We start from the raw sequence: 21,695 nt of genomic DNA, 5'->3' as shown, positions 1-21,695 counted from the left end.
TGTTAACGCTCCTCAGCCGCCAAACCGGGTTGGTGATCGGTACGCACGCCAGTGCCGTCCCGTTGCGCCTGACTGCGCGGGGTCCTGTTGGCTTTGTTCATGCCTTCATATTTGTCGACGATGTCCAGGAACATGCGCTCCTGTACCTGCGAGTAATAACTGACCGGATGTCGGGTCGAGGGCTTGGCCAATGCCGCGTAGCTGGCCTGGTCCAGCCGTTGCGGGGCTTTCCTCACCTTCGCCACCCACTGCTCGAAATCGGACGGGTTGAGCGACAGCGTCGAGAAGTGCATGTCGGAGAACCCTTCGCCGTTATAGTTGGCGGCGATACCACGGAACTCCCCGACCTCGTTGGCAATCAGGTGCAATTTAGTCTGCATCCCCGCCATGGCGTAGATCTGGCCGCCCAGCGCGGGGATAAAGAACGAGGTCATGGCCGCGTCGGAGGTGACCGTGAAGCTCACGGGGGTATTCACCGGCATCGCCAGTTCATTGACCGACGCGATACCGAGGTCGGGGTAGATGAACAGCCATTTCCAATCGGTGGCCACCACTTGCACGTTCATGTGCGGCACATCCGAATCGAGCGGGCGATACGGGTCGAGTGTGTGGGTGGTGACCCAGGTGACCCAGCCCAGCAGACAGATAATGACGAACGGCACGCCCCAGACTACCGCCTCGATCTTGTGAGAACTGGCCCAGCGCGGCGAGTAACGCGCCTTCTTGTTGGTGGCGCGATAGCGATAGGCGAACACGAAGGTCATGACGATGACCGGCACCACGACCAGCAGCATGAGGCCGGTGGCCAGGATGATGAGGTCCCGCTCATCCCGCGCAACGGCGCCCTTGGGGTTGAAGATGATCAGGTTGCAGCCCGCAAGTAAAAAACTGGTCGCGAGATACACCAGGCAATACCCAATAGTTCGCTTCATACATGCTCCTTTACTGACGCCGATCCTTGTGTGATGCGAGCACTACGGCGTGCCAAGTTGAAAACCACGCGAGCAAAATGCCGTCGCCGCCAGCGGTCGGCGAAGCAAGAGAGGCCATTAGCGTCGGCCTCGATTTTTTTGAATAAGGGCTCCAACGTTGGTTTAACAAAATGTTACGCAAGCTGACGAACGGTTGAACGAGCGAAACGGCGGGGCGCCTGGGCCGGGCTATGCTCAAGTGGCCCTCAATAAATACCGGGCCCTCCAGCCGATATTCGGGGCTTCGGGTGGGCATTCAGTACGGGAGAACGACATGTTTATTCGTGGCGAGACTTATAAAACCTGGGCGGCCCAGGACCGGGCCGAGACGTGCTTCAGTCAGGAAGTAGAAAACGGCTGTCACATCGACGTTCGCGCGCGGGAAGCGCAGACGGGGGATATCGAGGTGTTTATCAGTGTCTACACGGCCACCGGCGAAGCGGTGCAGGAGCGGATAAAACGGCTGCCCGGCAGCGAATGGGCGATTGACGATGCACTCAAGCGCGGTATCGACCAGGCCGAACGCATTGCCGGCGGCGAGTCAGGTCGGTTGCCGTGTGCCGATGCCCACGTTCATGCCGACGAGTAGGGCTGCGCATAACCGGGCGCAGGCGGCGGTCGCCTGCGCCCCGGCCGTTACGCGTCAAGGCTTGAACACTGCACGCAGGCACTGATCGGTCTTTTCCTTGAACCATTGATAGCCTTGCGCGCCGTCTTCCAGGCTCATGGGGTGCGTAAGCAGATAGGACGGATCCAGCTCGCCTTTCTGTATGTGTTCGAACAGGGTTGGCGCGTAGCGCTGGCCCGGCTGCTGGCCCGATTTCAACGTCAGCGCCTTGTTGACGATGGCGCCCATCGGGAATTTGTCGAGCAAGCCGCCGTAGACACCCACCACCGACACCGTGCCGCCTTTGCGGCAGGCGCGAATCGCTTGTCTGAGCACCGTGCCTCGCTCGGTGTGCAGCCTGAGCATCTGCTTGGCCTTGTCATATGCGTAGTCGATCTCGGTACCGTGCGCCTCCATGCCAACGCAATCGATGCAACGATCCGGACCGCGCCCGCCGGTGAGTTCCAGCAGTGCTTCATGCACGTTGGTCTTTTCGTAATTGATCGTGACGGCCTTGCCGTGCTCCTGGGCCAAACGCAGGCGATCCGGGAAACGGTCGATGGCGATCACCCGTTCAGCGCCCAACAGATAGGCGCTGCAGATGGCCATCTGGCCGACGCCGCCACAGCCCCAGACGGCGACGGTATCGCCTGGCTGGATGCCGGCATTGTCGGCGGCGAAATACCCGGTCGGCGCAGCGTCGGAAACGAATACGGCCTGTTCGTCGCTGACGCCCTCGGGCACCTTGAACAGGTTGACGTCGGCGAACGGCACCCGGATGTAAGTGGCATGGCTGCCGGGATAACCGCCGAAGGCATGGCTGTAACCGATGATGCCGCAGCACGGCTGGCCGTACATCAGGTCGGTGGCCGAGGGGTTGGGGTTGGAGTTGTCGCAGCAGGAGAAATCGCTGCGCTGGCACGGCTCGCAGTTGCCGCAGCCGATGATGGAGATGGTGATGACCTTGTCACCCTTGCGCAGGCCAGTGACGCCCGGGCCCACCTCGACGATTTCGCCCATGAATTCATGACCGATGATATCGCCCGGTTTCATCGCCGGAACGTAGCCGCCGAGCAGGTGCAGGTCGGAGCCGCACACGGACGACAGGGTGACGCGAATGATCGCATCGCGCGGGTTGAGGATCGACGGATCGGGGACGTTGTCGACCTGCAGTTTGTTCGGGCCTTGCCAGGTCAGTGCGCGCATCAGTGAATCCCTCCTTCGATTGCCACGCCGGTTTTCACCGTCGCGTGATCGGTGGCCACCTGCTCGGTGCTGCCGTGCACATAAAAGAAAACATCGTCGTCCTGGGGGCGCAGCCGGTTAGTACTGACCTCGCCGGTTTCCAGCTGCTGCTTTAGCGCCTGCAGGGCATTGAGCAATGCCTTGTCGCTGAACATGCTGAATGCGCGCGCCAGGCCATAGCCCACGCGCCCCATGGTCGGCTTGCAAACGACGATAGCCTTGACTTGAGTGCCTCGGCCCGCGGGCGCAGGTGTCAGCGAAACTGTGACGTCGTGCTCCCAAAGGGCGGTTCCGGAAGTCTTCCAGTGCAGCTTATCGGTCTGGGCGGTTTCGGTCTGGACCAGTGTCCAGTGCAGGCGTCGACCGCCAGGCGCGCGGATCGTCCAGCGCGTGGTGCCGGGGGCTATCAACTCGACGCTGTCGATCCAACGCAGCAGCGGTCCGAGATTTTCGGGGCCGCTGATAAACGTGCGAATGTCATCCAGCGGTCGATTGATGGTAATGCTGCGCGTAATCGCCGCGCTGATCGGCCAGTGATGTTCGGCGCTCCATTGCTGCTCCAGGGGAGTTGGCGTCAACGCCTGCTTGAGCGCGCAATGACCGACGGCGCCGCGATAGACGCCATAGGCACCCGCCGCGGCCTCCAGAACGCCGGGCAAGCCTCCCGTGCGCCAGCCATGAAACAGTAGCGCGGCGCCGGTCGTGAACGAGAGCGCGCGTTCGACCGTGTTCATCGCACCGCGTTGGTCGATGTCCCGGTGTGTGTGAGTCGCTATGAGCGGATCGTCTGCCATGATGCGGTCCTCCATCGGTGTGTTTTCGATAGAAAAATGCAGGCCGTTCGAGGTTCAACTGTATTGAGTTGCGGCTGGATGAAAGGTACCGGGCGGGGCAGAGGCGCAGGGAAGCGCGCAATCATGCGCACTATTAGTATTTACCGCCATGCTGACCCGTAATCCTCAAGCTTGAAAGGATGCGTGCGATACAGCTCGCGCCACTAAGCTTTACTTAACTAACGCAACCCATAGCGATCCAGTGTCTGTTAGCCTCAGAAAAATGAAATTAATCCAAGGCATGCCGTTCCAGGACATACACTCCGTGGAGCGCCAATGGCGGTGACACCCGAAGCGTTTCAATACAGGTGCATTGAGGATCAAGCATGTTGAAGGTCGACGAGTTCCCCGCAGACACTTGCGAACCCAGCGAGTACGACAGCCTCCTCGCGATGGGGACACGCTCGCTCGATGCCATTCCGGGGGCTATTTACCTCTGTGACCGCGATGGTTGGCTCGTCAGGTTCAACAGCGAGGCGGCCACTTTGTGGGGGAGAACGCCTGTTCTGGGTGAACAGGGAGACCGCTTCTGCGGCTCGTATCGGCTTTACACCACCAGCGGCATGCCGTTGGCGGTTGACGAGTGCCCGATGGCTTCAACGCTCAGCGCGGGCTTGTGTGCGCGCAATCAGGAAGTCTTGATTGAGCGCCCGGACGGTTCGCGATTCGTAGCACTCATGAGCATTCGCACGCTGCGAGACGGGCATGGCCATATCCAGGGCGCAATCAATTGCTTTCAGGACGTGTCGGCGCACCACGCATTAGCCGAAGAACTGCGGCGCAAAAGCGCCGACCTTGAAGACTTTTTCGAAAACAGTGCCGTTGGCCTTCATATTGTCAGCGGCGAGGGCGTTATCCTGCGCGCCAACAAAGCGGAGTTGGCGCTGCTGGGCTACTCAGCGGAGGAATACATCGGTCGCCACATCACCGAATTCCATGTGGATGAGCCCGTCATCGGTGACATCCTCAACAAGCTTGGCAGCGGCGATTGCCTGAACAGTTACCCGGCGCGTCTGAGGGCCAAGGACGGCAGCATCAAACATGTCGCGATTACCTCCAACGGGCGATTTGAGGAGGGGAAATTCTTCAATACCCGTTGCTTCACCATTGACGTTACCCGTGTGTATCACGCCGAAACCGAGCGTCAGGAGAGTGATGACCGGTTGGCGGCGACTTACGAGGCGGCCACCATCGGCATTGCCGAAGCGGGAGAGGGCGGCCGCCTGCTGCGGGTCAACGACGCGTTGTGCAACATGCTCGGTCGAACTCGCGAGCAACTGCTGGCGATGACCTTTCTGGACTATACCCACCCTAACAGTGTGGAGCAGGACGCGGCTTTATATGCACGCCAGGTGGCGGGGGAACTGGACCACTATGTGTTGCGCAAGCGGGCCGTTAAGCTCGATGGCCAGCCGCTTTATCTGGATGTCTACAGCTCGTCGGTAAGAGCACCGGATGGCAGGTTCCGCTATGGCGTGCGGGTTGTCCAGGACGTCACGCTCACCCGCGAGATGGAGAATCGGATACGTGACAGCGAGCGGCACATGCGCAATCTGCTGGAGGCGTTGCCGGCGGCTGTCTATACCACCGACGCCGAAGGGCGCATTACCTTCTATAACCGCGCGGCCGTCGAGTTGTCGGGGCGCACGCCGCAACTGGGCGACCTTTGGTGCGTCACCTGGAAATTATTCAATACCGACGGCACCTATCTGCCTCACGACCAATGCCCGATGGCCGTGGCACTCAAGGAAAACCGGCCCATACGCGGCGTGGAGGCCATTGCGGAGCGGCCGGATGGCAGCCGCGTGCCGTTTGCGCCTTATCCAACCCCTCTGCACGATGCGGACGGAAACCTGATCGGCGCTATCAATATGCTGGTGGATATCAGCGAACGGAAACAGGCGCAAGAGCGCCAGAAAACCCTGATTGATGAGCTCAATCACCGGGTCAAGAACACCCTGGCCACGGTCCAGTCCCTGGCGGCCCAGACTGCACGCAATGCGCAGGATGCCAGGGAAGGGTACACGCGGTTCGAAGCCCGGCTGCTGGCATTGTCGCGGGCCCACGACCTGCTGACGAAGCAGCATTGGGGCCTGACTCCGCTCAGCGCGCTGGCCCATGACGTACTAATGCCAGTATTGGGCCAGGAGCCCGAACGCATCCTGATCGCCGGCGATGCCATCCACGTTGATACCCGTGTCGCCCTGAACTTAACCATGACCCTCAACGAACTGGCGATCAACGCGCTTAAATACGGCGCAATGTCCACCGAGACGGGAACACTGTCAGTGCGCTGGAGCATTCAAGCGCAACCGAGTGGTGCGCTGCTGACCGTGGACTGGCGCGAACAGAACGGCCCTTCAGTCGCCACGCCGGAACGCGAAGGCCTGGGCTCTCGCCTGATGAAGCGCTGCATCGAGCGCGATTTAGGTGGTTTTTTTGAACTCGACTTCGCCCCTGAGGGCGTGCGCTGCCGCTTTTCCTTTAGGGTTGCCGAGGCTAAACCATGACCGTGTTTTCCGGAATCAGCGTGCTGCTGGTCGAAGACGAGAGTGCCATTGCCATGTTGATCGAAGAGATGCTCGAAGACTTGGGCTGCACGGTGGTTGACTCCGTGGCCCAGCTCGCGAAAGCGCTGCAGATTGCAAAGGTACTGGAGGTCGACCTGGCGATTCTCGATGTGAACCTGGCTGGAGAACGGGTTTTTCCGGTGGCCCAGGTCCTGCGTGAGCGACACATTCCGTTCCTGTTCAGTACCGGATACGGCGCCAGCGGCGTGCCGGGGGAGTTTGCCGATTGCCCGGTGTTGCATAAACCGTTTGCGCAGAAAGACCTGCAGTTGCAAATGGCGGTGGCGTTGAAGCGTTAGGGGGCAGGTTTGTTTGATGAGCCTCTGTAGCGTGATACATGATTTAACATAATATACATTATGCGTAATACGATGTTACATAATTAGAGGCAGTGCCCGTCACATTTCAACGGGCAAAACCCTTGCAGTGTCAAACCTGAGCAAATCCTCCATCCACGAACATCTCGCTGCCGGTCATGAAACTGCTCTCGTCCGACGCCAGGAATAATGCCGCCGCCGCAACTTCTTCAGCCTGGCCAATGCGGCCCAGCGGAATCTGCCCGGTCATGTCGTCGATGATCGCGTCCTTCTGGCCGGTGCCGCTCAATGCCAGGTCCAGGCCGGGTGTCGAGATCGGTCCGGGTGAAATGACATTGACGCGAATGCCGGTGCCTTTGAGGTCCAGCGCCCAGCTCCGGGCGAAATTGCGCAGCGCGGCCTTGGTTGCGCTGTAGACGCTGAATGCCTGTGTGCCCATGGTGCCCGTCGTCGAACCGGTCAAGATCACCGAGCCGCCGGCGCTCATCAGTGGCAGCGCGTTCTGCACCGTGAACAGCGTGCCTTTGACGTTGATGCCGAATGTGCGGTCGAACGATGCTTCCGTAATCGAACCAATAGGCTCGAAATCGCCCAGGCCCGCATTGGCGAACAACACATCAATCCGACCCTTGGTGGCCTTGATCTGCGTGAAGATGCGTTCCAGGTCATCCAGTTTCGAAATATCACCCTGGATGGCGATAGCGTTCGGGCCGATCAGGCCCAGCGCCTTGTCCAGCTCTTCCTGCCTGCGTCCAACGATGACTACCCGCGCGCCTTCCTCTGCAAAACGAATCGCACTTGCCAGGCCGATGCCGCTGTTGCCGCCGGTGATTACCGCAATCTTGCCGTTAAGCCTGCTCATGGTGAACTCCCAGATGTGTGGAAACACAACTGTAGATCCGGACTATTATTTTGAATAGTATGCACCTTTTGGTAAGTACCCTATGGAGTGCCCGAATCATGGCTAATACGTCGTTCAACTGCGGCCTTGAGGCTGCGCTCGCCGTGATCGGCGGCAAATGGAAACCGCTGGTGCTCTACAACCTGGCGAAAAATGTCCATCGCTACGGCGAATTGCGCCGCGCCATCGGTGGCGTGACTGACAAAGTGCTGATTCAGCAGCTCAAGGAGTTGGAACGCGACGAGATCATCGTGCGGATCGACTTTCAGGAAATACCGCCCAAGGTCGAATATTCCCTGACGCCGTTCGGCGAATCCCTCGCAAACGCGCTGGGCACCTTGTGTGTCTGGGGCACCGAACACATGCAGACGGTGGAACGTATCAGTCGGCGCCGCGCCACCGCCCTCGCCCATTCTTGAGCGCAAGACATCGATAGCCAACTCAACTAAATGACTATTTAGTTGAGTTATATCAATAGGTTACGTTCCTATAGCTGAAACCGGTCCACCGACTGCGACAGTTTGCCCGCCAGGTTCGACAGCTCGTCCGTCGTCGACGCGGTCTGGCCGATCACTCGACTGTTGTTCTCCGACATGCCGGCAATCATCTCCACCTGGTGAGAGATTTCATTGCTGGCCAGGCTCTGCTCACTGATGGTGCGCGAAATGTCGTGCACCAATTCCGTCGTGTTGAGAGTCGCCTGCAGTATCTCGCGAATGGCGCGCTCCACATCGGCGGTGACGGCCATGCCTTTATCCACTTGAGCGACGCCCTCCTCCATGCTGGTAACCGCTTCCCGCGTGCTTTGCTGGATGCGCCCGACCATGCTGGCGATTTCCTGGGTCGACGCACTGGTACGCCCCGCCAGGCTGCGCACTTCATCGGCCACCACTGCAAAACCGCGCCCTTGCTCCCCGGCCCGCGCCGCTTCGATCGCAGCGTTGAGCGCCAGCAGGTTGGTCTGATCGGCGATGCCTTTGATCACCTGGATGATGCTGTAGATCGCCTCGGAGTCTTTGTCGAGGGTGCGGATTACCTGGGCCGATTGCTGGGCGGAACGGGCGATCCCGTCCATGTCACTGACGACTTGATGTATGACTCGCCCACCGTCCTTGGCCAGGGCCTCGGCCTGGTTGGCCATGTCCAGTGCGTGCCCGGCGTGGCGGGTGATTTCTTCGATACTGGCGGTCATTTCGCTGGCGGCGGCGGCCATGGTGCTGGCGGCTAGACTTTGCTGCTGGCTGCTGTTGGCGACTTCATGGCAACCGTGACTCAGTTGCTCGGTGACGCCCGTGATGCCATGGGCATTGCTGCGCACCACATCAATCATGCCGCGCAGGTCACGCTGCATGGTCGCCAGGCTGCGGATCAGTGAACTGGCTTCGTCATTGCGCCGCGGCTCGGCGATGGTTTCGCTCAAGTTGCCCCGCGCGATGCCGGCGGCGATCCGGCTGGCGGACTGCAACGGGCCCATGATGCTCAGCATCACCCAACGGCCTTGTGCCAGGAGCAGCAACAAGCTGGCGAGCAGTACGATGCCCAGGGTGAAATTGGCGTTGCGGATGGTCTGTTGCGTGCTGGCGCCGGTCTGCTGGGTATTGCTTTCGATCAGCTCGCTCAGCGTCGCCAGTTGATCTTCCAGTTGAGTGAACGCCTTATTGAACGTCTCCAATTCACCGCGAGCGGCTTCCGGGTTATCCAGGGCCAGCGCGACGATACGTTCGGCGGCGCTGATGTAGGTATCGAGCGCGGGCTTGGTGCTTTCCAACTTGGTCCGAAGCGTCTCGTCCAACGGCAGCTTGAGGTTCTCCGCCAGCATCTGGCGAAAATGCTCCGCGTGCTCCTTGAGCGAACTGCTGACGTCGTCCTTGCTGCTGGTGCTCTTGCCCAGCCCCACCAGCATGGCGGACAACACATCGGCGCGCAGTGCGTCGTGCATCATGTCCGCTTCCATGTGGTTACGCAGTACCGTCATGCTGACTTCATTGTCGCGCACAGCGTCGCTCATCCGTGCGTTCCCCAGATAACTGACCAGGCTCATGAGCATGGCGGTCAACAATCCGGTCCCAATCAACAGCATCAAGCGTAGTTTGATCGTCATGCGGGTATCCCTGTGCCTGGAACGCCGGTTGAAATGCCAACCGCCTGAGCGTCGTTAGTACCGTTATCGGCATCTCGTTCCTGTTATTGAAGCCTAAGTTTGCGTATCTGCGCGGATACCTTAAGCTGGCCGGCCTTTGCTCGGCCCGGAACCGCCCCATGTCTCGTCGTATTGCCCATCTCGCCCTGCTGCTTGGATTGATTACCGCCATCGGCCCATTCGCCATCGACAGCTACCTTCCCGCCCTGCCCACCCTCGGCGCCAGCCTGCGAGCGTCACCGGCGGCGGTGCAGATGAGCCTGACGGTGTTCTTTATCGTGATCGGCGTGTGCCAGTTGTTTTACGGGCCGATCAGCGATGTGTTCGGGCGCAAACCGCCGATTTACGCCGGCCTGGTGATTTTTGCCGTGGGCAGCGTCGGTTGCGCGCTGGCGCCGACGATCGAAGTGCTGATCGCGTTTCGCGCAGTACAGGCGTTCGGTGCCTGCGCCGGCATGGTGGTGCCGCGTGCCATCGTGCGTGACCTGTACACCGGCCACGAAGCGGCGCGGCTGATGTCCCTGCTGATGCTGGTAATGAGTGTTTCACCGATCCTTGCGCCGTTGGCCGGCAGCCTGGTGATTGCGCTGTGGAGCTGGCGTGAAGTGTTCGCCGTGCTCGCGGTGGTGGCCGTGCTGTGCCTGGTGATGACCGCTGTACAACTGCCTGAAACTCACCCGGCCGAGCGGCGCCTGGGCAAGACCCTGGCCGGTGCGTTCAGCAGTTACGGCGCCTTACTGCGCGATCCGGTGTTCATGGGGTTGTCGGTGGTATGCGGCTTCGGGCTGGCCACGTTCTTTGTGTTTATCGGCAGCGCACCGTTCGTGTACATAGAACACTTCGGCCTGACGCCGACCCAATTCAGCCTGGCATTCGCCCTCAACGCCGCGTCGTTCTTCGCCATGAGCCAACTGACTGCGCGCCTCAGCGCACGCTTTGGCCTGGCCCCGTTGATTCGCGGCTCGGTCATCGGCGTGGCGGTGGTGATGAGCCTGCTGGCAGTTACCACACTGTGGTCCGGCAGCCTGGCGTTGATGATGTCCCTGCTGTTTATCGGCTTCGGTTTTCTCGGCCTGCTGCTGCCGGCGGCCGGCGTGCTGTCCATGGAAGACCATGGCGCCGTGGCGGGCTCGGCCTCGGCGTTGCTCGGCGCGATTCAGATGATCACGGGCGCAGTGTGCATGAGCCTGGTAGGCGTGTTCGCCGATCACACCCCGGCGCCGATGCTGATCGGCATTGCGCTGTGTGCGGTTGCGGCGCTGATCACCGTATTGTGGACCTTGCGCCGCTTGCCGCCGCACTTGGCGAGCGCCCCACCCTCCTCCTGAGCGGTACCATTCGTCGGGCTTGGCCGGCATCCATTACAACTATCGCCGGCCATGAAACTACTAATCCCATAGCACCTTTAGAAACCTATGGAGATTGGAAATGACTGACTATCCACGCCCACCTTTCGCTCCCCAGGCGCAAAACGTGCCCGGCACTCAGAAGAAAATGGACCCGTACCCGGACTGCGGTGAACAGAGCTACAAGGGCTCCGGCCGCCTGGCCAACAAGATCGCCCTGATCACCGGTGCCGACAGCGGCATCGGCCGTGCGGTCGCTATCGCATTTGCCCGAGAAGGCGCCGACGTGGCCATCGCCTACCTGGATGAGCATGACGACGCCAAGGAAACCGCGCGTTGGGTCGAAGAATCCGGCCGCCAGTGCCTGCTGCTGCCCGGTGATATCGCGCAAAGAGCCACGTGCCAGGCGCTGGTGGACAAAACCGTCGAACAGTTCGGCCGTATCGACGTGCTGGTCAACAACGCAGCGTTCCAAATGAGCCATGAAACCCTCGAGGAAATCGAGGACGAGGAATGGGTCAAGACTTTCGATATCAACATCACCGCGATGTTTCGCATCTGCAAGGCCGCGCTGCCGCATATGAAGGCCGGCAGTTCGATTATCAACACCACGTCGGTCAACTCCGACATGCCCAAGCCGACGTTGCTGCCCTACGCCGCCACCAAAGGGGCAATTGCCAACTTCACCGGCGGCCTGGCGCAGATGCTCGGCAGCAAGGGGATTCGCGTCAACAGTGTCGCCCCTGGCCCGATCTGGACCCCGTTGATCGTGGCGACCATGACCGATGAGGACGTGCAGAACTTCGGCAGCGAAACCCCGCTGGGCCGCCCCGGACAGCCGGTGGAAGTGGCACCGATCTACGTGCTGCTGGCCTCGGACGAAGCCAGCTACATTTCCGGCTCGCGCTATGCCGTCACAGGCGGCAAACCGATTCTGTGACCGCCGCTACAGGTCAAAGCGATCCACCGCCCGCCGCCGCTCATTGTCGTCGCGCACGTCATAGCTGGCGGTGGTCTGGATATTGGTGTGGTGCGCCAGTTTCTGTGCGATTGACAGGTCATGCTCCTCAATCACTCGCGTGATGAATGAACGACGAAAGTCGTGGGGCATGATCTTCACCCCCACCTGCTCCCCGCGCTGACGGGCAATGTAGTAAATCGCATGCTTGGTGATACGTTCCCGAGTGATATGGCTGCCTCGGCGAATACGGTTGAACAGGAAGTCGTCGTCCTGCTCGCCCGGTTTGAGTTGCTGGCGGCGAAAGTCCAGCCATGCCTGCAATTTGGCAAAGGCCCAGTCCGGGGCGTATTTGACCAGTTCTCTGTTGCCTTTGCCGATCACCCGCAAACTGCGCTCGGTAAAGTCGATCTGCGCAAGGTCGAGGTTGACCGATTCCGACTTGCGCATGCCTGAACCGTAGAGAATCCCGATCACCGCGGCATCACGCAGGCCCTGCGGGCGTGGGTCGGCGGCGCAGACTTCCATCAGTTCGCGGATCAATGTGCGCCGCAGGTTGCGGCCCTGGCCCAGGCGCGTACCGGCGGCAGCCTTGACCGTGCGCATCTTCAACAGGTGTTCCTGGGTGATCAGGCTCATGCGCCAGGCTTCATTCATCACTCCGCGCACCGCGTTCACGTACAGCGACGATGTGTTCGGGGCGTAGCCGTCCTCGCGCAACGCTGCCACCAGGGAGATGACGTGCTCGGGCTGCAGCAGGTGCCAGTCGATATCTTCCAGGTTGATGTCCTCGAAGCCCAGGCGGTCGGCGGCATCCTGCAGCACATAGCGCATGGTCAGTTGGCTCGAAGGTGCCAGGCGGGTGAGGTAGAGGGTCAGAGGGTTGCGCAGCGACTCAGTCAAAACTAATCAGCCTTTGGATTAAATAACGCGAGCAAACCATTGTTTGTTCGAGCTATTCAGTGAATTGGCGAGGGCTGAGTCTAGCGCAGGACTCGCCCTCGCACAAAATCACGGGACGGTTTCTTCATCCTCGGTCGGCTCCGGCGCCTGTGTCTGGGCCTGGCTCCACTCGCTGTCCTGTTTTTGCATCAGCGCGAACCAGTGCTTGCGCATGTAGGGCAAGTAGGCGTCCGGCGCCTTGGCGAAATCGTCCTCATCGCGGTAACAGCCCGGCAATGGCAGCTCGGTGCCCTGCTCCTTGTACTGGCTGACCAACGCCTGCTGCGCGGCCACGCTGCAGTCCTTGGGCAAGGGCATGCCACGCAATGCGCCGGCCTCTTCGTCCCACCAGGCCGCGCCGTAACGGTCGACGCCGCGCAGGCGGAATTTCTGCGACTTGCCCACGCGCATGATCAACTTGAATTCATTCGGGCTGACATCGCTGGTGCAGGTGAGCGAGTAACCGACGATGGTCTGGGTAAGGCCGTCACCGTTCAGGTCGGTAACCCGGGTGGCAGTCCGATCAAAGCGCAGGGCCGCGTCGAACTGGCAGCGCTGCACATCGTCGTAGAGCATCCATATGCGCTTGGGGCGCTTGCCGTCGATCAGGTACTGGGCCGCGTAGACAAAAGCCGTCTGGGTGCCATCGTCGTCTCGCTCATTGACCTGTTCGGCCAGCACCAGGAGGTTTTTTCCCTGCTGGTCATCCCAGGTATAGGCAGCGATCTGCTTGCCGCGCACTTCGACGCCATCCGGCACCTGGTCGATGCTGGTGAGCGCCACGCCGTCATCGGCCCGCACTGTGGCGATACAGGCCACGCTCAATAACAACCCCATCAACACTGGCCGCAATTGGCCGCGTAAAAGCTGCACGCTATTCATCCGAGTACCCTGGCAAGAGATGGCTTACTTTACCGGCACTTGAGCGTTGATGCAGAGAAGATTGTTTATCCAGCGGGGCTAGCTGAACCCTGGCTGTCTACCTGTCAAATAAACGAGTTTTTCATCCGGCTTTCATATTCGTTCCACATTTTTCCGCTTAACCTTAAACGCAGTACTTCATGGCAATCCGTGGTTTGCCAGTTAACCTGTTGATTGTGCTTAAGCTTTAGCTGTGCGCTAAAGCGCGCCCGTCGTGCTTCGTTGCTGTTTTCACGCTCCAAGCCGCTCTAACCCCGAGGTCATGAATCTTTGAAACCCTACCCTATTCAGTGCGTGTCGATCGTTATCCCGGTCTACAACGAACAAGACAGCCTGCCTGAGCTGCTGCGCCGCACCACGGCAGCCTGCAAGCAACTGGCCTACGCATACGAAATCATCCTGGTCGATGACGGTAGCCGCGACAACTCCGCGCAATTGCTCGAGGACGCCGCCGCAGAGGATGGCAGCAACGTGGTCGCGGTGATCCTCAACCGTAATTACGGCCAACATGCGGCAATCATGGCCGGGTTCGAGCAATGCCGGGGCGATGTGGTGATCACCCTTGACGCCGACCTGCAGAACCCGCCCGAAGAAATCCCGCGCCTGGTGGAACAAGCGGCCCTGGGCTACGACGTGGTTGCCACCGTGCGCAATAATCGCCAGGACTCGGCCTTTCGCCGCTGGCCTTCGCGCCTGATCAATCTGGCCGTGCAACGCTCCACCGGCGTGGCCATGACCGACTACGGCTGCATGCTGCGCGCCTATCGCCGCACCATCGTCGATGCCATGCTGGCCTGCCGCGAGCGCAGCACCTTCATCCCGATCCTGGCCAACGGCTTTGCCCGCCACACCACCGAGATCCTGGTGCACCACGCCGAGCGCGAGCACGGCGAATCCAAATACAGCGCCATGCGCCTGATCAGCCTGATGTTCGACCTGCTGACCTGCATGACCACCACCCCGCTGCGCCTGCTGTCCATCGTCGGTTTCAGCCTGGCGGCCCTGGGCATGCTGTTCGCCTTTGCCCTGATCGTCATGCGCCTGGCCTTCGGCGCCGATTGGGCCGGTGACGGTCTGTTCGTGCTGTTTGCCGTGCTGTTCGTGTTCACCGGTGGCCAGTTCATCGGCATGGGCCTGCTGGGTGAATACCTGGGCCGTATGTACAGCGATGTGCGCGCCCGCCCGCGTTTCTTTATTGAAAAAGTGCTGCGCAACCAACCGGCGGCACCGGCACCCGTGGTCGTCGTCGACGGCCTGGCGTCTTCCCACACTTCCACTTCTTCCGATCAGGTCCAGTCATGAGTTCAAAAGCCGTTGTATTCGCGTACCACGATATTGGTTGTGCAGGCATCGAAGCGCTGCTCGCTGCCGGTTACGACATCGCTGCCGTGTTCACCCATGCCGATGACCCCAAGGAAAACAACTTCTACGGCTCCGTGGCCCAGTTGTGCGCGCGTAACGGCATCCCCGTGCACGCTCCGGAAGACGCCAACCACCCGCTGTGGGTCGAGCGCATCGCCAAACTCAATCCGGACTACATTTTCTCGTTCTACTACCGCAACCTGCTGAGCGAAGCCCTGCTGGGCACCGCGAGCAAAGGCGCGTTCAACCTGCACGGTTCGCTGCTGCCCAAGTATCGTGGCCGCGCGCCTGCCAACTGGGTGCTGGTCAACGGCGAAACCGAAACCGGCGTGACCCTGCACCGCATGGTCAAACGTGCCGACGCCGGCGCGATCCTGGCTCAGCACAAAGTTGTGATCGAGCGCAGCGACACCGGCCTGACCCTGCACGCCAAGCTGCGTGACGCCGCCACCCACCTGCTGCGCGATGCGCTGCCGCAACTGGCCGCGGGCAAGCTGACTGAAACGGCCCAGGATGAAAGCCAGGCCACCTGCTTTGGTCGCCGCACGGCCGCCGACGGCAAGCTGGAGTGGAACAAACCGGCTGAAGAACTGTTCAACCTCGTGCGTGCGGTCACTCAGCCATACCCGGGCGCCTTCTGCGCCGTGGGCGAGCACAAGCTGATCGTCTGGCAGGCCGACGTGGTCAAGGGCAACGAAGGCCTGGCGCCCGGCCGCGTGATCAGCGTCAACCCGCTGCGCATCGCCTGCGGTGAAGATTCCCTGGTGATCAAGTTCGGCCAGCGCAACGACAACGGCCTGTACCTGGCCGGGCCCTCCCTGGCTAACGAATTGGGCCTGGTGGACGGCTCCGTGCTGCGTGGCGCCGAGTCCGGCCGCAAGCCACGCCGTACCCGCGTGCTGATCCTCGGTGTGAACGGCTTTATCGGTAACCACCTCTCCGAGCGCCTACTGCGCGACGACCGTTATGAAGTCTATGGCCTGGACATCGGTTCCGACGCCATCGAGCGTCTGCGCAGCCACCCCAACTTCCATTATGTGGAAGGCGATATCAGCATCCACACCGAGTGGATCGAGTACCACATCAAGAAGTGCGACGTGGTCCTGCCGCTGGTGGCCATCGCCACGCCAATCGAATACACCCGCAACCCGCTGCGCGTGTTCGAACTGGACTTCGAAGAAAACCTCAAGCTGGTACGCTACTGCGTCAAGTACAACAAGCGCGTGATCTTCCCGTCGACCTCCGAAGTCTATGGCATGTGCCAGGATCAGTATTTCGACGAAGACACCTCCAACCTGGTGGTCGGCCCGGTCAACAAGCAACGCTGGATCTACTCGGTTTCCAAGCAACTGCTGGACCGCGTGATCTGGGCCTACGGTGCCAAGGGCCTGAATTTCACCCTGTTCCGTCCGTTCAACTGGATGGGCCCGCGCCTCGACCGCCTGGATTCGGCGCGTATCGGCAGCTCCCGAGCAATCACCCAACTGATCCTGAACCTGGTGGAAGGCACGCCGATCCGCCTGTTCGACGGCGGCGAGCAGAAACGCTGCTTCACCGACATCGCCGACGGTATCGAAGCCCTGGCGCGCATCATCGATAACGACAATGACGCGTGCAACGGCCAGATCATCAACATCGGCAACCCGGAAAACGAAGCCAGCATTCGCCAACTGGGCGAAGAGCTGCTGCGCCAGTTCGAAGCGCACCCACTGCGCGGCAACTTCCCGCCGTTCGCCGGGTTCCGCGATGTGGAGAGCAAGGCGTTCTACGGCACCGGTTACCAGGATGTGGCACACCGCAAGCCAAGCATCGAAAACGCCAAGCGCCTGCTGAACTGGGCACCGACCGTGGAAATGAGCGAAACCATCGGCAACACGCTGGATTTCTTCCTGCGTGAAGCGATGCTCGAACAGGCGGACAAGCGCTGATGCAGGCAGGTCTTCGCATCGACGTCGATACCTACCGTGGCACCCGCGAAGGCGTGCCACGGTTGCTCGAATCCCTGGATGAAGCCGGGGTGAAAGCGACGTTCTTCTTCAGTGTGGGGCCGGACAACATGGGGCGCCACCTGTGGCGCCTGATCCGCCCGCAATTTCTGTGGAAGATGCTGCGCTCCAATGCCGCCGGCCTGTATGGCTGGGACATCCTGCTGGCGGGCACCGCCTGGCCGGGCAAGCCGATCGGCCGCGACCTGGGGCACTTGATGCGCCAGGCCAAGGCCGCCGGGCATGAAGTCGGCCTGCACGCCTGGGATCACCATGGCTGGCAGGCCAACACCGGGCGCTGGAGCGAGGCGCAGTTGATCGAGCAGATTCGACGTGGCGTGGACACCCTGAGCGACATCCTCGGCGCGCGCATCGACTGCTCAGCGGCGGCCGGCTGGCGTGCCGATGAGCGCGTCGTGCAAGCCAAACAAGGTTTCAACTTTCGCTACAACAGCGATTGCCGGGGCACCAGCCTGTTTCGGCCGACATTGGCTGACGGCAGCGCGGGTACGCCCCAAATTCCGGTGGACCTGCCGACGTTCGACGAAGTGGTAGGGCCGGTGGTCGCCGCTAAGGATTTCAATAACTTCATTCTTGACCGCTTCACGGCGTCGAAGCTCAACGTCTATACCATCCATGCAGAAGTAGAAGGGATTCTGATGGCTCAAGATTTTCGCCGGTTGCTCGCACAGGCAGGGCAGCGCGGCATCGATTTCACACCGCTGGGCGACTTGTTGCCCACGGACCTCACCACCCTGCCCCAGCAACACCTGGTGCGCGGTGCGTTGAGTGGCCGCGAGGGTTGGCTGGGAGTGCAGCAGGCATGACGCGCCGTTGGGCATTGCCCTTGCTCCTGCTGGCGTTTGGCGTGTTTTACCTGTTACCGCTGGCCACCCACGGCCTGTGGATTCCGGATGAAACCCGCTATGCGCAGATCAGTCAGGAAATGCTGCTGACCGGCAAGTGGGCCGCGCCGCACTTTATGGGTATCCGCTATTTCGAGAAACCTGCCGCCGGTTACTGGATGATTGCGCTCGGTCAGGCCATGTTCGGGCAGAACCTGTTCGGCGTGCGTTTTGCGTCGGCCTTGAGCACCGGCTTGAGTATCCTGCTGGTTTACCTGATGGCCCGCCGGTTGTGGAACGACCCGCAGAAAAGCCTGGTCAGCACTGTGCTGTACATGAGTTTCGTCAGCGTGGCGATGCTCGGTGGCTACGCCAATCTGGACCCGCAGTTCACCTTCTGGGTCAACCTGACGGGCGTAGCCCTGTGGTTCTGCTTCGCCAGCCGCACGCCGCGTGCCAGGCTGTGGTCCTGGGCCTTGCTGGGCGTGGCCTGTGGCATGGGTTTCATGACCAAGGGCTTTCTGGCCTGGTTACTGCCGGTATTGATCGCCCTGCCCTACGCCGTCTGGCAGAAACGCTCGATGGAATTGTTCAAGTTCGGCCCGGTGGCCGTGGCTGCGGCGATGCTGGTCAGCCTGCCATGGGCCTTGACCGTGCACCTGCAAGAGCCGGATTACTGGCACTTTTTCTTTTGGCACGAGCATATCCAACGCTTTGCCGGCGAAGACGCGCAACACGCCGAGCCGTTCTGGTATTACCTGCCCTTGCTGGTGGCGTTCACGCTGCCCTGGGTTGCCCTGCTGCCGTCCAGCCTCAAACAGGCGTGGCAGGACCGGCGCCTGCCGGACACCGCGTACTTGCTGCTGTGGCTATTGATGCCCCTGGCATTCTTCAGCCTGGCCAAAGGCAAACTGCCTGCGTACATCATGCCGTGCCTGCTGCCCCTGGCTTTGCTGATGGGCTCTACCTTGAGCGACAAACTCGCTCAAGGCCGTGACCGCGTGGTACGCATCAACGGGTGGCTGAACATGGTGATCGGCGTGCTTGCCCTATTGGCGCTCGGTTGGTTCCAACTGAAGAAGTCGGTGTACGTACAGGGTGATGAAGCCCTTAGCCTGGTGCTGGTATTCACCTGCCTGGCCGGCTGGGTCCTGGTTAACCTGCTGCAAGCGGTACGCCCGGCGACGCTGTGGGCCGCACCGCTGATCGGCAGCGGCCTGCTGGTTGCGCTGGTGCCCGCCGCATTGCCCCATTCGGTGGTTTATAACAAGACCCCGGACCAGTTCATCATCGATCATGCCGAAGAACTCAAGCCTTCCATTGCGCTGTTGAGCAACGACCTGGGCGCCTCCGCGGCGTTGTCATGGCGACTGAAACGGCCCGACATCACGCTGTACAACACCTCTGGCGAGGTGAAATACGGCCTGGCTTATGCGGACACCGCTCACCGTCTGGTCGACCGCAATCAGATCCAGGCCTGGATGGCCCAAACCCGTCGCAGCGGCCCCGTGGGCGTGGTGATGCGCGTCAATAGCCAGGGTGAGAAGGAAGAACTCGCCCTGCTGCCCGCAGACGGCCAGCGGTATGCGCAGGGCAATATCGTGATCCTGATCTTCCCGCAGGTCGCGCAATGATCACCCTGCTTCTGTTACTCAGCGCCTGCCTGCTCACCTGCATGGGCCAGGTCTCGCAGAAGTTTGCCGTGGAAAGCTGGCGAGAATTGCCCGACGGCTGGGCGCTGAAGCTACGTTCGCCGTGGCTGTGGTCGGCCCTGCTGTGCCTGGGCTTCGGACTGTTGGTATGGCTGCTCGTATTGCAGCGCCTTGAGGTGGGCATCGCTTACCCGATGCTCAGCCTGAATTTTGTCTTGGTCACCCTGGTGGCGCGCTTTGTGTTCAAAGAGCCCATCGACGCGCGGCATTGGCTGGGCGTCGCGCTGGTGATTGCCGGCGTAGTGTTGCTGGGGCGTCAGGTATGAGCCGGGCGCGCGGGTTTGCCCTGGCCTTGGGCAGCGTGGGCCTGGTCAGCGCGGCGCAGTTGGGCATGCGTTGGAGCATGACGCGTTTACCGTTGCCCCATGAATGGCTCAATGCGCAGATCGATCTTGCAGCCCTCGGGGTGGTGGTTCTGGCGATCTGTGCCTACGCCCTGTCGATGCTTTGCTGGTTGGTGGCCCTCAAGCACCTGCCGCTGGGTCGGGCCTATTCGCTGCTGAGCATCAGCTACGCGCTGGTGTACCTGCTGGCGGCCGGCCTGCCGGTGTTCAACGAACATTTTTCGCTTTCGAAAACTCTCGGGGTGGCATTTGTCATCCTGGGTGTGCTGGTTATCAACTCTCGTCGTGCTCGCTCTACAAGTCCCAGGAATGCCCCATGAAAATCAGCGTATTTGGTAGTGGTTACGTCGGCCTGGTACAGGCCACCGTATTGGCCGAAGTCGGTCACGATGTCATCTGCATGGATGTCGATCAAAACAAGGTCAAGCTGCTGCAGCAGGGCCATGTGAGTATCTTCGAGCCGGGGCTGGCCGCCATGGTCAAGGAGAACCTCGAAAGCGGGCGATTGCACTTTACCTATGACGAGAAACTCGCCGTCGAGCACGGTGAGGTGCTCTTCATCGCGGTGGGCACGCCGTCGGATGAAGACGGTTCGGCGGATCTGAAATACGTGCTATCGGTCGGCGATGCCGTGGCTCGCCATCGGATCGAGCCGGTCATTCTGGTGGAAAAATCCACCGTGCCCGTGGGCACCGGCGACACCCTGCGCGCTCATATCGACAAAGCCTTGCACCTGGCCGGCCGCAGCCTGGCGTTCGATATCGTCTCCAACCCCGAATTCCTCAAGGAAGGCTCGGCGGTTGCCGACTGCCGCCGGCCGGACCGCATCATCATCGGCTGCGAGCGCGAAGAAGTGCGCGAGGTCATGCGCGATCTGTACGCACCGTTCAACCGCAACCATGACCGCATTATCTTCATGGACCTGCGCAGCGCCGAGCTGACCAAATACGCCGCCAACTGCATGCTGGCCACCAAGATCAGCTTTATCAACCAGATCGCCGAGCTGGCCGAACACTTGGGCGCCGACATTGAAGCCGTGCGCCTGGGCATCGGCGCCGATTCGCGCATCGGCTACCACTTTATCTACCCCGGTTGCGGCTATGGAGGCTCGTGCTTCCCCAAAGACATGCGCGCGCTGATCCACAGTGCCAAGCAGGCCAACTGCTCCAGCGACCTGCTGGAAGCCGTCGAAGCGATCAACCAGCGTCAGAAGAGCAAGCTGTTCGAGCGTATCAACGCGTTCTTCAAAGGCAACCTGCGCGGCAAGACCTTCGCCCTGTGGGGCCTGGCCTTCAAACCCAACACCGATGACATGCGCGACGCCCCCAGCCGCGTGTTGATGGAAGCCCTGTGGGACGCCGGGGCCGATGTGCGCGCCTTCGACCCCGAGGCCATGCAGGAAACCCAGCGCATCTATGCCGATGAGACCCGCCTGATGCTGATGGGCACGCCCGAGTCCACCCTGGTGGGCGCCGATGCGCTGATCGTGTGCACCGAGTGGCAGCAATTCAAGGCGCCGGACTTCGACCTGATCCACCAGCGCCTGAAAACGCCGGTGATTTTCGACGGCCGCAACCTCTACGACGGTGAGCGCCTGGCGCGCAAAGGCTTCCAATACTTCCCGATGGGCCGTGGCGACTCCTGCCAATTGCCGATTCCCCAGCAACAGTGGGTGCCGCAGGTCGTGGAAGCCTGA

20 protein-coding genes and 1 pseudogene are annotated in these 21,695 nt (G+C 61.0%); 13 read left to right on the top strand and 8 right to left on the bottom strand.

Annotated features, from left to right (window positions below; translation table 11 throughout):
• Window positions 1-2: 2 nt before the first annotated feature.
• Entirely contained in the window at window positions 3-932 is a 930-nt protein-coding gene (gene cyoA, locus QRN10_RS08970; RefSeq protein WP_253507641.1) for a ubiquinol oxidase subunit II, read from the bottom strand.
• Window positions 933-1,245: 313 nt separating this feature from the next.
• Between cyoA and QRN10_RS08965 the strand changes: the two genes are divergently transcribed.
• On the top strand, window positions 1,246-1,560 hold the full coding sequence (locus QRN10_RS08965; RefSeq protein WP_266249371.1) for a hypothetical protein: 315 nt from the start codon (window positions 1,246-1,248) through the stop codon (window positions 1,558-1,560).
• Window positions 1,561-1,614: 54 nt separating this feature from the next.
• Here the strand turns inward: QRN10_RS08965 and QRN10_RS08960 are convergent, their stop codons facing one another.
• Window positions 1,615-2,784, bottom strand: coding sequence for a zinc-dependent alcohol dehydrogenase (locus QRN10_RS08960; protein ID WP_181079448.1), 1,170 nt, complete (start codon window positions 2,782-2,784; stop codon window positions 1,615-1,617).
• Window positions 2,784-3,617, bottom strand: coding sequence for an SRPBCC family protein (locus QRN10_RS08955; RefSeq protein ID WP_285428225.1), 834 nt, complete (start codon window positions 3,615-3,617; stop codon window positions 2,784-2,786). Before QRN10_RS08955 ends, QRN10_RS08960 begins: the two co-directional genes overlap by 1 nt.
• 365 nt (window positions 3,618-3,982) lie before the next feature.
• Between QRN10_RS08955 and QRN10_RS08950 the strand changes: the two genes are divergently transcribed.
• Both QRN10_RS08950 and QRN10_RS08945 read left to right on the top strand, forming a co-directional pair.
• Entirely contained in the window at window positions 3,983-6,166 is a 2,184-nt protein-coding gene (locus QRN10_RS08950; RefSeq protein ID WP_285428224.1) for a PAS domain-containing sensor histidine kinase, read from the top strand.
• Window positions 6,163-6,525, top strand: coding sequence for a response regulator (locus tag QRN10_RS08945; protein WP_253507654.1), 363 nt, complete (start codon window positions 6,163-6,165; stop codon window positions 6,523-6,525). Before QRN10_RS08950 ends, QRN10_RS08945 begins: the two co-directional genes overlap by 4 nt.
• A 130-nt stretch (window positions 6,526-6,655) precedes the next feature.
• On the opposite strand, the gene QRN10_RS08940 is transcribed toward QRN10_RS08945, so the two are convergent.
• Window positions 6,656-7,405, bottom strand: a complete 750-nt coding sequence (locus QRN10_RS08940) for an SDR family NAD(P)-dependent oxidoreductase (protein WP_285428223.1) — start codon at window positions 7,403-7,405, stop codon at window positions 6,656-6,658.
• Window positions 7,406-7,503: 98 nt separating this feature from the next.
• Between QRN10_RS08940 and QRN10_RS08935 the strand changes: the two genes are divergently transcribed.
• The gene (locus QRN10_RS08935; protein ID WP_285428222.1) at window positions 7,504-7,863 is read left to right on the top strand and encodes a winged helix-turn-helix transcriptional regulator; all 360 of its coding nucleotides are present in this window, start codon (window positions 7,504-7,506) and stop codon (window positions 7,861-7,863) included.
• Window positions 7,864-7,931: 68 nt separating this feature from the next.
• Here the strand turns inward: QRN10_RS08935 and QRN10_RS25265 are convergent, their stop codons facing one another.
• Window positions 7,932-8,657 carry a methyl-accepting chemotaxis protein gene (locus tag QRN10_RS25265; RefSeq protein WP_375139333.1) on the bottom strand — a complete coding sequence of 242 codons (726 nt, stop codon included), beginning with the start codon at window positions 8,655-8,657 and terminating at the stop codon, window positions 7,932-7,934.
• A 132-nt stretch (window positions 8,658-8,789) separates the two neighbouring features.
• Window positions 8,790-9,545: pseudogene (locus tag QRN10_RS25260) on the bottom strand (MCP four helix bundle domain-containing protein); the annotation flags it as partial.
• 158 nt (window positions 9,546-9,703) lie between these two features.
• On the opposite strand from QRN10_RS25260, the gene QRN10_RS08925 reads away from it, so the two are divergent.
• On the top strand, window positions 9,704-10,912 hold the full coding sequence (locus QRN10_RS08925) for a multidrug effflux MFS transporter (protein WP_285428220.1): 1,209 nt from the start codon (window positions 9,704-9,706) through the stop codon (window positions 10,910-10,912).
• Between the two features lie 100 nt (window positions 10,913-11,012).
• Complete coding sequence (locus QRN10_RS08920) at window positions 11,013-11,870, top strand: SDR family oxidoreductase (protein WP_181079440.1); 858 nt, start codon at window positions 11,013-11,015, stop codon at window positions 11,868-11,870.
• A gap of 6 nt (window positions 11,871-11,876) precedes the next feature.
• Here QRN10_RS08920 and QRN10_RS08915 read toward each other — a convergent pair whose 3' ends face one another.
• Both QRN10_RS08915 and QRN10_RS08910 read right to left on the bottom strand, forming a co-directional pair.
• A complete protein-coding gene (locus QRN10_RS08915; protein WP_285428219.1) occupies window positions 11,877-12,791 on the bottom strand; it encodes a site-specific integrase in 915 nt (304 codons plus the stop codon).
• A 108-nt stretch (window positions 12,792-12,899) separates the two neighbouring features.
• Window positions 12,900-13,712 (bottom strand): M949_RS01915 family surface polysaccharide biosynthesis protein, encoded by an 813-nt coding sequence (locus QRN10_RS08910; RefSeq protein ID WP_181079437.1) that lies wholly within the window; start codon window positions 13,710-13,712, stop codon window positions 12,900-12,902.
• A gap of 309 nt (window positions 13,713-14,021) precedes the next feature.
• On the opposite strand from QRN10_RS08910, the gene arnC reads away from it, so the two are divergent.
• Genes arnC through QRN10_RS08875 form a run of 7 tightly spaced genes read left to right on the top strand, consistent with a single transcriptional unit; the run spans window position 14,022 to window position 21,695 of the window.
• Window positions 14,022-15,053, top strand: coding sequence for an undecaprenyl-phosphate 4-deoxy-4-formamido-L-arabinose transferase (gene arnC, locus QRN10_RS08905; protein WP_181079435.1), 1,032 nt, complete (start codon window positions 14,022-14,024; stop codon window positions 15,051-15,053).
• Window positions 15,050-17,041, top strand: a complete 1,992-nt coding sequence (gene arnA / locus QRN10_RS08900; protein ID WP_285428217.1) for a bifunctional UDP-4-amino-4-deoxy-L-arabinose formyltransferase/UDP-glucuronic acid oxidase ArnA — start codon at window positions 15,050-15,052, stop codon at window positions 17,039-17,041. Before arnC ends, arnA begins: the two co-directional genes overlap by 4 nt.
• On the top strand, window positions 17,041-17,925 hold the full coding sequence (gene arnD / locus QRN10_RS08895) for a 4-deoxy-4-formamido-L-arabinose-phosphoundecaprenol deformylase (RefSeq protein ID WP_266249390.1): 885 nt from the start codon (window positions 17,041-17,043) through the stop codon (window positions 17,923-17,925). Before arnA ends, arnD begins: the two co-directional genes overlap by 1 nt.
• Window positions 17,922-19,577 carry a lipid IV(A) 4-amino-4-deoxy-L-arabinosyltransferase gene (arnT, locus tag QRN10_RS08890; protein WP_285428216.1) on the top strand — a complete coding sequence of 552 codons (1,656 nt, stop codon included), beginning with the start codon at window positions 17,922-17,924 and terminating at the stop codon, window positions 19,575-19,577. Before arnD ends, arnT begins: the two co-directional genes overlap by 4 nt.
• On the top strand, window positions 19,574-19,921 hold the full coding sequence (gene arnE / locus QRN10_RS08885) for a 4-amino-4-deoxy-L-arabinose-phosphoundecaprenol flippase subunit ArnE (protein WP_266249392.1): 348 nt from the start codon (window positions 19,574-19,576) through the stop codon (window positions 19,919-19,921). The genes arnT and arnE overlap by 4 nt, the downstream gene beginning before the upstream one ends.
• Window positions 19,918-20,319 (top strand): 4-amino-4-deoxy-L-arabinose-phosphoundecaprenol flippase subunit ArnF, encoded by a 402-nt coding sequence (gene arnF, locus QRN10_RS08880; protein WP_253507706.1) that lies wholly within the window; start codon window positions 19,918-19,920, stop codon window positions 20,317-20,319. The genes arnE and arnF overlap by 4 nt, the downstream gene beginning before the upstream one ends.
• Window positions 20,316-21,695, top strand: a complete 1,380-nt coding sequence (locus tag QRN10_RS08875; protein ID WP_181079426.1) for a UDP-glucose dehydrogenase family protein — start codon at window positions 20,316-20,318, stop codon at window positions 21,693-21,695. The genes arnF and QRN10_RS08875 overlap by 4 nt, the downstream gene beginning before the upstream one ends.

It is taken from the genome of Pseudomonas sp. lyk4-R2A-8 (assembly GCF_030209095.1).
GTDB classification, from domain to species: domain Bacteria; phylum Pseudomonadota; class Gammaproteobacteria; order Pseudomonadales; family Pseudomonadaceae; genus Aquipseudomonas; species Aquipseudomonas quebecensis.
Note: the sequence above shows the minus strand (reverse complement) of the source record. Positions and strands in the feature narration are given on the sequence as shown.